General features: G+C 61.0%; 10 protein-coding genes. 1 reads left to right on the top strand and 9 read right to left on the bottom strand.

Translation table 11 applies throughout. From position 1 onward, the window contains the following. Nucleotides 1-2,000, bottom strand: a 2,000-nt coding sequence (locus tag EN893_RS08215) for a catalase (RefSeq protein ID WP_128361484.1), incomplete at its 3' end; no start/stop codon positions are given. Between the two features lie 291 nt (nt 2,001-2,291). Here EN893_RS08215 and EN893_RS08210 point away from each other — a divergent pair. Beyond that, complete coding sequence (locus EN893_RS08210; protein WP_127270591.1) at nt 2,292-2,855, top strand: sigma-70 family RNA polymerase sigma factor; 564 nt, start codon at nt 2,292-2,294, stop codon at nt 2,853-2,855. On the opposite strand, the gene EN893_RS08205 is transcribed toward EN893_RS08210, so the two are convergent. From EN893_RS08205 to EN893_RS08165, 8 genes are all read right to left on the bottom strand, one after another. Next, the gene (locus tag EN893_RS08205) at nt 2,856-3,032 is read right to left on the bottom strand and encodes a hypothetical protein (RefSeq protein ID WP_127270589.1); all 177 of its coding nucleotides are present in this window, start codon (nt 3,030-3,032) and stop codon (nt 2,856-2,858) included. A gap of 494 nt (nt 3,033-3,526) precedes the next feature. Then, nucleotides 3,527-4,441 carry a class I SAM-dependent methyltransferase gene (locus tag EN893_RS08195; RefSeq protein WP_127270587.1) on the bottom strand — a complete coding sequence of 305 codons (915 nt, stop codon included), beginning with the start codon at nt 4,439-4,441 and terminating at the stop codon, nt 3,527-3,529. A gap of 3 nt (nt 4,442-4,444) precedes the next feature. Beyond that, complete coding sequence (locus EN893_RS08190; protein ID WP_128306976.1) at nt 4,445-5,419, bottom strand: GNAT family N-acetyltransferase; 975 nt, start codon at nt 5,417-5,419, stop codon at nt 4,445-4,447. Between the two features lie 8 nt (nt 5,420-5,427). After that, the gene (locus EN893_RS08185) at nt 5,428-6,576 is read right to left on the bottom strand and encodes a glycosyltransferase (protein ID WP_127269612.1); all 1,149 of its coding nucleotides are present in this window, start codon (nt 6,574-6,576) and stop codon (nt 5,428-5,430) included. Nucleotides 6,577-6,582: 6 nt separating this feature from the next. After that, on the bottom strand, nt 6,583-7,515 hold the full coding sequence (locus EN893_RS08180; protein ID WP_127269611.1) for a beta-xylosidase: 933 nt from the start codon (nt 7,513-7,515) through the stop codon (nt 6,583-6,585). Then, nucleotides 7,508-8,269, bottom strand: coding sequence for a TIGR04290 family methyltransferase (locus EN893_RS08175; protein ID WP_127270584.1), 762 nt, complete (start codon nt 8,267-8,269; stop codon nt 7,508-7,510). The genes EN893_RS08180 and EN893_RS08175 overlap by 8 nt, the downstream gene beginning before the upstream one ends. A gap of 2 nt (nt 8,270-8,271) precedes the next feature. Continuing rightward, a complete protein-coding gene (locus EN893_RS08170; RefSeq protein ID WP_127270582.1) occupies nt 8,272-9,075 on the bottom strand; it encodes a sugar phosphate nucleotidyltransferase in 804 nt (267 codons plus the stop codon). After that, nucleotides 9,075-9,412 (bottom strand): glycosyltransferase (locus EN893_RS08165; RefSeq protein ID WP_164900761.1); only part of this gene is annotated, 338 nt, incomplete at its 5' end. The genes EN893_RS08170 and EN893_RS08165, both read right to left, overlap by 1 nt.

The following is a 9,412-nucleotide window of genomic DNA, read 5'->3' as shown; positions in this document are numbered from 1 at the left end:
GGAGCGACGCCTGCTTTGGCCAGGAGCGGCTCGGCCCCCGGGGTGAAGCCGATGAACTTGCAGTGCGCAAACGCATCAGACACGAAATCCTTCGCAGCGGCCTCCTTGACCAGCAACTCGGCGCCCGCCTCGGAGAGGAGCAGCACCACCGCGTCGAACAATACGGACGGACCGCCGTCGATCATGTGCCTTGCCTCGATGTGGGTGCCGTCGGCGGCTTCGACGCCACCCACCTTGGGCGCAACCACCTCCATCACCGCGCCTTCCGCTTCGATGGCGGAACGAAGTTCCTCGAACAGCGCGACATCGGCTCCATCGCTGAGCATGACACCGACTTTGCGGCCTTCGAAACTATTGGGTCCATTTTGGATGATGCTGAGCGCCGGCGACGGCGGCAAGTCATCGCGCGGCGGAACGGCGGCTTCGGCAGGTTCGGGCAGGTCACGGATGCCGAGCTTATCGGCGACCGTGGTCGCCAGCGTTTCATCGATGTTCAACAAATGCGAAACCATGCGCTCGCGGATTGCCGGCGCCTGGACCTTGCTCAGTTCAAACGTCAGCGCCATCGCGATGTGACGCTGCTCCGGTGGTGTCTGGCTGTTGAAGAATTGCCGGGCCTGGCTGTAGTGATCGGCGAAGCTCTCCGCGCGCAGACGTACTTTCTGCCCTTGTTCGGCATCGGCGAAAGAACGGAAGCCACGCTGCGGATCCTCGCGCGGTCCCAGTCCCCATGAGTTCGGCTCATAGTTGGCACGACCGGCCGGGTTGCGCATGGCCATGTGCCCGTCCTGTTGAAAATGGGCGAACGGGCACTTCGGCGCGTTGATCGGCAGATGGGTAAAGTTCGGGCTGCCCAGCCGTTTCAATTGGGTATCGAGATAAGAGAAGTTGCGGCCTTGCAGTAGCGGATCGTTGGAGAAATCGATTCCGGGCGGCACATTCTGCGTCATGAACGCCACCTGCTCGGTCTCGGCGAAGAAATTGTCCGGCATCCGGTCGAGCACCAGCCGACCGACCGGAATTGGTTCGAGGACCTCTTCGGGAATGATCTTCGTTGCATCCAGGATATCGAAGTCGAAACTGTCGGCAAATGCCTGATCGAACAGTTGCACCGTCAACTCCCATTCCGGGAAATTGCCGGCCTGTATGGCCTCCCACAAATCGCGGCGATGGAAGTCGGGATCGGCACCATTGATCTTGACCGCCTCGTTCCAGACCACCGATTGCATGCCGAGCTTCGGTTTCCAGATGAATTTGACGAAGGTGGATTCGTCCTTCGCGTTGACGAGGCGGAACGTGTGCACACCAAAGCCTTGCATGAAGCGGAAGGAACGCGGGATCGCGCGATCCGACATGATCCACATCACCATGTGCATTGATTCCGGCATCAGGCTGATGAAGTCCCAGAAATTGTCGTGCGCCGTCTGTGCCTGCGGAAAGGCACGGTCGGGCTCCTGTTTGGCGGCGTGGATCAGATCGGGAAACTTGATGGCGTCCTGGATGAAGAAGACCGGGATGTTGTTGCCGACGAGATCCCAATTGCCCTCCTTGGTGTAGAGCTTGACCGCGAAGCCGCGCACGTCGCGGGCGAGATCGAACGAACCCTTGTTGCCGGCAACCGTCGAGAAACGAACGAATGCCGGCGTCTTTTCACCAGCTCGCTGGAAAATGTCGGCACGTGTGTATTTGGCAAGTGACTCGTAGGTCTCGAAAAAACCATGCGCGCCATAGCCGCGGGCATGAACGACCCTTTCCGGGATGCGTTCGTGGTCGAAGTGGAAAATCTTCTCGCGAAAGTGAAAGTCTTCGATCAGCGATGGTCCGCGCTCACCGATCCGCAATGTGTTTTGGTCGTCGGAGACAGGCGTTCCGAGCGCCGTCGTAAGGGCAGGCGTGTCGTCCCCCGCGATCTGGTGCAACTCGCCGCCATTTCCGCGCGCGCTATTCTGATCCAGTCCACTTGCCGATTGGCGAGCGGAGGGGCGAGCGGATTTGGCCATGACAGATCCTCGATCGATACCGGAAGGTTGAAGTGGTCAAGCCATCAAACTGCCGGTGAGCAGCTTTGTTCCCGTAAAAAATGGACGCTGGAGACACCGCTGTCGGAGGAGCCGGGACTGCTGCGGCGATGGTGCGCGCCGATCGGATGACAGATATCTCCGCCTGCGCACAATTCATGAAGAGTTGTCTCCGGCACGAGGAACGAACCAAACTTCCATGCATTTAGCTGGGGCTGCGTTCACACACTCTTTCTTCTGGGAGCTGGACCATTGTCATCCGGAGGCTGCCTTTTGGCCGACCAGGAAACCAATGAAGTTTCCATCGTTGACCTGATACCTGCCCTGCGGGCATTCGCGCGCACCTTCTGCCGCGTCCCCGACGACGCTGACGATCTCGTGCAGGAGACACTGACCAAGGGTCTCGCCAACATCGACAAGTTCGAACCCGGTACGCGCATGAAGTCGTGGCTCTTCACCATCATGCGCAACACTTACTATACCCGGGTCAAGATCGCTGCCCGGGAGGCGCCCGGCCTGCTCGATTGCGCGTCTTCGAGACCAATTTCGGAAGCCACCCAGGAATGGACCGTTCAGAGCAAGGAAGTTCACGGCGCCATTCAAAGGCTGCCTGAACACCAACGCGAGGTCCTGATGCTGATCGGCGTTTTGGGAGTGAGCTACGAGGAAACCGCCGACATATGCGGTTGCGCGGTCGGAACGGTCAAAAGCCGCCTGAACCGTGCGCGCGCCAACATCCTTGAATTCCTGGGGGAGAGTTCGCTGCAGACATTGATAGAAAGACGAAACCAGCTGTCGGATGGTCAGCTCGATGTCGAGGTCGACGGCCGCAGATAGTCAGTTCTTCACGTCGCGCCGACGTTTCTCGACGAGCGCGTTCTGCAATTCGATCGCCAGCTTGGTCAGGCGGTCTGGAATTTTTTCCTGCTCTATGGCGGCCAGCAGGGAAGCAATCTCCTGATCCACAGCCATCTCGACATGCGGATCCGGGGTATCGTCGCTCGAACGAGACATCACATTCTCTTGATAGCGGGTCCCTTGATCCTAGTGTGGTGATAAGCGCCTGGCATTACAAGGCGGTGTCAACCGCCAAGAAGCTCACCAGCGGCCCCTTGCACAGGTTTATTTCCTTGCTGCTCCTTCGTCGTCCCGGTCCTTCGTCGTCCCGGTCCTTCGTCGTCCCGGGCCATGGACGCGCGGCGGTGGCGTTCAATCCCTAGGCAATCGGTCAGCGGCGTGATCCTGATATTGATCGGGCTTGATCCGATTGCCGTCCAGCCCGCGCTCCTGGCCATGCTGCTTCTTGTTGCGATTCGACAAGACCGCGTTTTCTTCGATCTCGTCCTTCTCCGGGGAGGTCACCGCGCCGGCGCCGGCACTCTTGCCTGGCTGCTGCGGCCGAAATGTTTTTTACCGCCGGATGCCATGATATCCTCCTTCGAATCGGGGACACTCGTCGGTGCCCGTTGTTCGACGTCCGAACTGGCATCGCGCTGTAATGTTCCGCTTCACCCAGCGAGCAGAAAGGCGTCGCCATCCCACGACCGAAACGGCTTCTCGCCGTCGATGAGGACCCGCAATTGATGAGCTTGCGCCAGACGGCCGATATCATCGCGGTCTGAGAGAAGTGATCCGCGATAGGAATAGTTCAGCAAGGCGAGCCAGCCCGGCCGTTTCAGAACGCGCGCAATTTCGTCGAAATGCCGATCAGCCATGCCGGCCAGAACCAGATAGGGAAAGCTGTCCACCGCCAGCACGCAATCGAAACTGGCGTCGGCGAATTCGGACAGATCGAGACCGGAGGTTTGTCGCAACTCGACATTGCCGAGTGCGGCGCATTGCTCGGAGGCGATGGAGATCATCCGCGGCGATATGTCGATGCCGACCATCCACTTGAAGGATTTGCACAGCGCGCGCTCGAAACGGCCGATGCCGCAACCGATGTCGAGAATGCTCCGTTCCCTTCCGGTGAATTCTCGCGCCTCCAGCCATGCGACGATTTCGTTGGTCGTGACTGTGAGCCTTGCCTCATCGCCGAGGGATGCCAGTTGGACACTCGCGGCTCCCGAAATCGCTGCCGCGGCATCGAAGCTGGAGGCCAGCCGCATGACGACAGCGACATTCGTCTCGCCCTCATCGCGCTCATGCCGAACGGCGCCACCCGTTGCCCGCAACATGGCGAAGACGTCTGGTTTGCAGCGCAGCAGTCCGGCGACCTTTCGCAGCCTTGCTGCGTCGCCGGCATCCGCCGGCTGGACCTTCAGCACGACCTCCGCCAATTCCGCCGCTCCAATTGTGGGCGGCAGGTGGAGCGCCAGCCTGACGAGAACACCTTCGGCGCAAATGCCATCGGCCATGCAGTCTTCAACCGCCAGCCTGACCGATGTCGTGCGCCGGGCGGCTTTCGGTGCGGTTACACTCATGCATCAACTCCGCGTCCAGACCCTGCGCATCGTCCACCTGTCGACGGCGCCCCAGCCATATTTATAGGCCTCCTGGCCGCGCAGAAAATCGAACTCGCGCGCATCTTCGCGGATCGCTTCCGCGATTGCGTGGCCAATCAGGATCGCACCTGGACTCTCCTCGGCATAAGCAGGGTCGAAGCCACCGAGATAAGCATAGGCACGGCCGCGGTGGTGAAATCCGTAATAGGCGCCGACGGTTCCGCCATCGATCGCGAACAGCCAGCATCGCACCAGACCGTGAGCGTCGAGCAAGGGAAGTGAGAGCCGATGGAATTGCTCGACGGCGGCGTTGGCCAACACACCGCCTCCTTGTTCGGCCCAGCGCATATTGTGCAGGCGGATCAATTGATCGAGGAAAGTTTGCGGACTGCCGCTTGCCGACAACAGCGCGATCCGGCCGCATCTTGATGCGGCTTGACGCGCCCGACGCAACTGGCGTCTGCGTCTTGCGGGGACGCAGCCTGCAAGCGTTTCGTCGCCGGCGAGGGCGAGCACGGGGCAGGCGGCATGGGCGGTCGGCCAATCCATCTCGGGATGCGTCATCGCAAGGGAGAGGCTGTCCTGCGGCAAGTCCGACAAGATCCATTGCGCCCACCCGATCGAGAGGATCGACTCGGCGACAATGTCGACGACCTCGGCTTCGCTCCCAGGGACAGCCAGAATGTCCAGATAATCGCTGAGCGAAATGCCGACCGGAAGCAGCTTCGAACCGGATATCCCATGCTCAAGGTAGAATGGCGCCAGCCCGACCAGATCGTCGCCACGCCAGACCGCGACCGTCGCCAGTTCACCAGGTGCGAATGCGTGCCACCACGGCACCAGCCAGGCGGGAGATTGAAACGGAGTCGCCGAGGGACTCTGCTGCCACAGTTTCCACCAGTGCGGCGTCAAGGCGTCCAATTGTGTGAGGTCACCGATGATTTCGCTGCGCAGCACAGTTTAGCTCACGGCGTCGCCGCGAAGCGCCGGCGACCAGTGCCAAGCCGTGCCAGCGCTTGATAGGCGTCCATGTAAGACGAGATCATGCGTTCCAGCGAAAACCGCCGTCGCGCTTCGGCCCTGCATGTCTCGGCATCCAAGCTGGGCGCCGCAAGAATGGCTTGGGCCATCTCGTCGACCGTATCGACGAGAAAGCCCGTCCTGCCGTGCTCTATGACATCGGGAAGCGCACCATTTGGAAAGGCGACCACCGGGGTACCGCAGGCGAGGGCCTCCATGGCCACAAGCGAGCTGGTCTCGGCTGCGAGACTCGGAATGACCAGACAGCGCGCCGCATTGAGAATGCGTCGCTTGGCGGTGAAGCCGAGAGGGCCAAGGAAGCGGCGGCGGCCATCGAGGCGAGGTTGGACCTCATCGCGAAAGTACCGCGTATGCGTTTCATAGGGATAGACCTTGCCGCCGATGACCAGCGGCACATCTGCCTGTTTGGCTGCGTCGAGCGCCAGGTGGACGCCCTTTTCCGGACAAACCCGGCTTAGAACAAGGGCAAAGCCGCGCTTCGACTGCAGCAGGGTCAGTGCTTCGATGTCAACGCCGTTCGGAATCGGCGCCGTCAGCCGGGCGTCTGATGGCGCGGTTTTCTGCTGGGTGGGCGAGACCGCATGGAGCCAGAGATCACCGCGCGTGGGGCGCAATGCCGCGGCCGGATACCAATCCAATGGCAGGTGGAGGGTCACCAAGGTCGGACCATCGTCGGGCAGATAAGCGTCGAAATCTATGCCGTGCAGATGAACCACGTCGATGGGCCATCGGGCACGGGCAGCCGCGATCGCCTCGCGATGGGCCTGTTGCGCGCGGCTCTTCGCCGCCTCGTCGAGTACGCCGTTTTCGGCCGGTATTTCCACAAGCGTGCCGCTCGTTCTGGAGCCTCGGCAGCCAATGACGATAGATCGATGACCGGCCTGAACCAGTGCCCGATCGAGCATCGACAGAACCTGTTCGGCACCGCCGACAGCGTCGGGGCCGACGGGCGCGAGAGGGTAGGCGACATTGAGGACGGTGAGTGTCTCGCCTGGGCGCGTCTCGTTGCCCTGCGCCGTATCTCCACCTGTCAACGGCGTCGCGAAGTCCTGCATCTGATGCATGGGCAGCATGACATTTCACGCGGCCGAGGCCCGCTGCGTGGGGAGCGAGGCGGATGTCATGCCAGGCGCATAGCGGCGGATCATGGTTGAACAGAATTCAGCGAACTCCTCCGGCACCAGGGGCGGGCTGGTGTGGTGGGGCATCATTCCGCGGTGCTGAGGTGTGAAGCAGAAGGTGACCGTCACATCGAAATCGGCGAGTGCTTCCATCTGCCGGTCGAACCAGTCCAGCGCATTCGGCCGAAAACTGTCCGCCCAGGAAAGCCCGGTACGCATATTGGTGACACCCAGCCGCTTCATCCAGGCGACGGCATCGTCCAGCCGCGGGTCTTCGAAATGAAACCACTGCACCAGGCCCATTGCGGGTGTATGGCGCAGGAATTCCTCCAGCGCGGGCTTTGGCGTGCCGTCCTGGCGTAGCAGCCCCATATGGAAATGACGATAGTAAGAGGAGCCCTCGGCTTCGCGGTGACGCGTCGTTGCTTCCCATTCACGCGGAAGATCGTAGAGGCTGTACCACTGGATGCGTGGCGCATTGCCGAGCAGCAATTCAGCTGTGCGCTTGAGCCCCCAGACTTGGATTTCCTCGGCGCCGAAGGTCGATACGCCGACTTCGCTGACCCAGATGGGAAGATCGGTGACGGTCGCGATCTCGCCGATCTTCTGCGGCCATTCCTGGATCTGCCACAGATTCCAGTCGAGGGGAAAGCCGTGCACGGCGACGGCATCGACATGATCCAGCACGCCGAATTCCTTCATGCGGGTGATGAACCCCGGATCTATTGGCGAGATGCCACCGAGCACTTTGGTCAAAGCCGGGTTTTCAGATGCGATTGCGTCCGCCGCCAGGATTGCCATCCCGGCGAAGCGGCTCCAATCGGGGTCGAGCTCGGGATCCCAATGCGATTTGTTATTGGGCTCGTTCCAGATCATCGCGGCTTCAATCATGGCGCTGTCCTTTCGAGGGGTAGACGGGACCCCCACTGGCCGCGTCGCCGGCGGCGCGGCAGAAATAGACCTCCTGTTCGGGGTGCAGAACGATCTCGAAACCGGCGCTGCGCAGCATCGCTTCGGTGCAGGCGCGGTTGGGTATCCACCAGTTGGTCGGGTCATCGGCATAGCGGTGCTCGATGAAATGGAGCTTGGGAAATTCCGGCCGGTCGAACAGGTCATGCGTCCAGAAATGATAGTTCTCTTCCATCTCGGGCAGATCTGTGCTGCCGCGCTGCATGGACTGGAAGATCATCAGGTCACCGGCGACGTGCTCACGGATAAGGTCGAGCGCGAGCAAGGGGTGGCGCAGGTGATAAAGCACCCCCATGAACAGCACGACATCGAACGTTTCACTCAGGGCGCCGACGTCGTAGACCGAAAGTTTCTGGAATTCGATCTCGCAATCGGCGATCTCGGCGGCAAAGCGGGCCTGCGCCAGATAGGCCTCATCGAAATCGATGCCGAGGACACGGGCAGCACCTCGCCGTTTCATCTCGATGGAATAGAAACCGGCATTGCAACCAATATCCAACACCGTCTTGCCTGTCAGATCGGCGGGAATGGCCTCGGCGAATTTGCGCCATTTGATCAGCGGATAATTGCCGAGAAAATGGTTGGGAGCGGTTTCGACACCCGCCAGTTCCATGTTGTGGAACCATGGGCCGAGAGCATCGATACGTCGGCGGATTTCGGCATGGGAATGCAGCATGATCAGGCTCCTTCGCCGGGAACGACAGGCACATGCGAACGGGCACCTGGCATAATCGTGGCGGGTTGGTGACGGACGGGTGCGGCGCCGTCCTCGAGCAGCCGCAGAGCCGTGCGATAGCCGTTGAACGTGCCGACATCGACATAGGCCGACCCAGCCTTGACGCCGGAGGCTTGACCTCCGGCCGCAAGGTAGGCGTTGACCAACGTGCCGATATATTCGTCACGGCATTCCCGTTCACGCCAGAGTGCCGCAAGCTGATGCAGGATCTGGCCCGGCATCTTGAACGCACCCCAAACCCAGTTCGTGGCGGCGTCCTGTTGCTTGACCTGGATTTCGATCACGCGCTCGTGGTCATCGACAACGACGGCGTCGAAGAATTCCGGACGATCCACCGGGAAGAGCAGAAATGAAAGCTGATCGTCAGGCAAATGACAGAAGCCGTCCTCGGGAAACCAGATCGTGTCGGGAAGGCCGACCAGGACGACCTCATCGGACGCGACGAGAGGCGCTGCCCGAAAAATCGCATCGCAAAGTCCAACGGGATTGGGCTGCACCACGAAGAGAGCCGCGGCGTCACCATAGCCGGCAGCGTAATATTCGAGGATGTCGGATTTGCCCGATCCAATGATGAAACAGATCTTGTCGACACCAGCGTGCACCATCCGCCGCACCAGATACTCGCTCACGGCGCAGGGACGCTCGGTCTGTCCATCGATCCGGCTGCCGACCGGCAGCAGCTCTTTCGAGAAGCCGAGCGGTTGAATGCGGCTGCCGCGCCCGGCAGCGGGCACAATGCCCAACATCAGACTGCTTCCATCATCGGTTCGCCGGGAGATCTTTGAAAGGCGTCGTTTAGAATCTGGTCCAGCTCCGCCGCGCGCCGGCCAGAGGTGTGTTCGTCGAGAACCCGTTGGCGCGCACGGGTTTTGATAGCATCGAGTTCTCCTGCGGGTAAGGCGAGCGCCGCGACCACGTCATCGGTGTCGTGGGCCAGCAGGATCTCGCTGCCGGGTTCGAAGAAGCTGCTTAGGCCCGGCCATGTGTCGGTTACGATAGGCGCTCCACATGCCGCTGCTTCGAACAACCGGCCCGAAGGGCACCAGCCCTTTTGCGCCATCGCCTCGCGGGTCACATTCAGTG

It is taken from the genome of Mesorhizobium sp. M7A.F.Ca.CA.004.04.2.1 (genome assembly GCF_004022825.1).
Lineage (GTDB): Bacteria > Pseudomonadota > Alphaproteobacteria > Rhizobiales > Rhizobiaceae > Mesorhizobium.
Note: the sequence above shows the minus strand (reverse complement) of the source record. Positions and strands in the feature narration are given on the sequence as shown.

Bases quoted from the DNA above. Each gene is read 5' to 3' on its own strand.
- EN893_RS08205 (WP_127270589.1), bottom strand. From the start codon at position 3,032: ATGTCTCGTTCGAGCGACGATACCCCGGATCCGCATGTCGAGATGGCT.
- EN893_RS08195 (WP_127270587.1), bottom strand. From the start codon at position 4,441: ATGAGTGTAACCGCACCGAAAGCCGCCCGGCGCACGACATCGGTCAGG.
- EN893_RS08185 (WP_127269612.1), bottom strand. From the start codon at position 6,576: ATGCTGCCCATGCATCAGATGCAGGACTTCGCGACGCCGTTGACAGGT.
- EN893_RS08180 (WP_127269611.1), bottom strand. From the start codon at position 7,515: ATGATTGAAGCCGCGATGATCTGGAACGAGCCCAATAACAAATCGCAT.
- EN893_RS08175 (WP_127270584.1), bottom strand. From the start codon at position 8,269: ATGCTGCATTCCCATGCCGAAATCCGCCGACGTATCGATGCTCTCGGC.
- EN893_RS08170 (WP_127270582.1), bottom strand. From the start codon at position 9,075: ATGTTGGGCATTGTGCCCGCTGCCGGGCGCGGCAGCCGCATTCAACCG.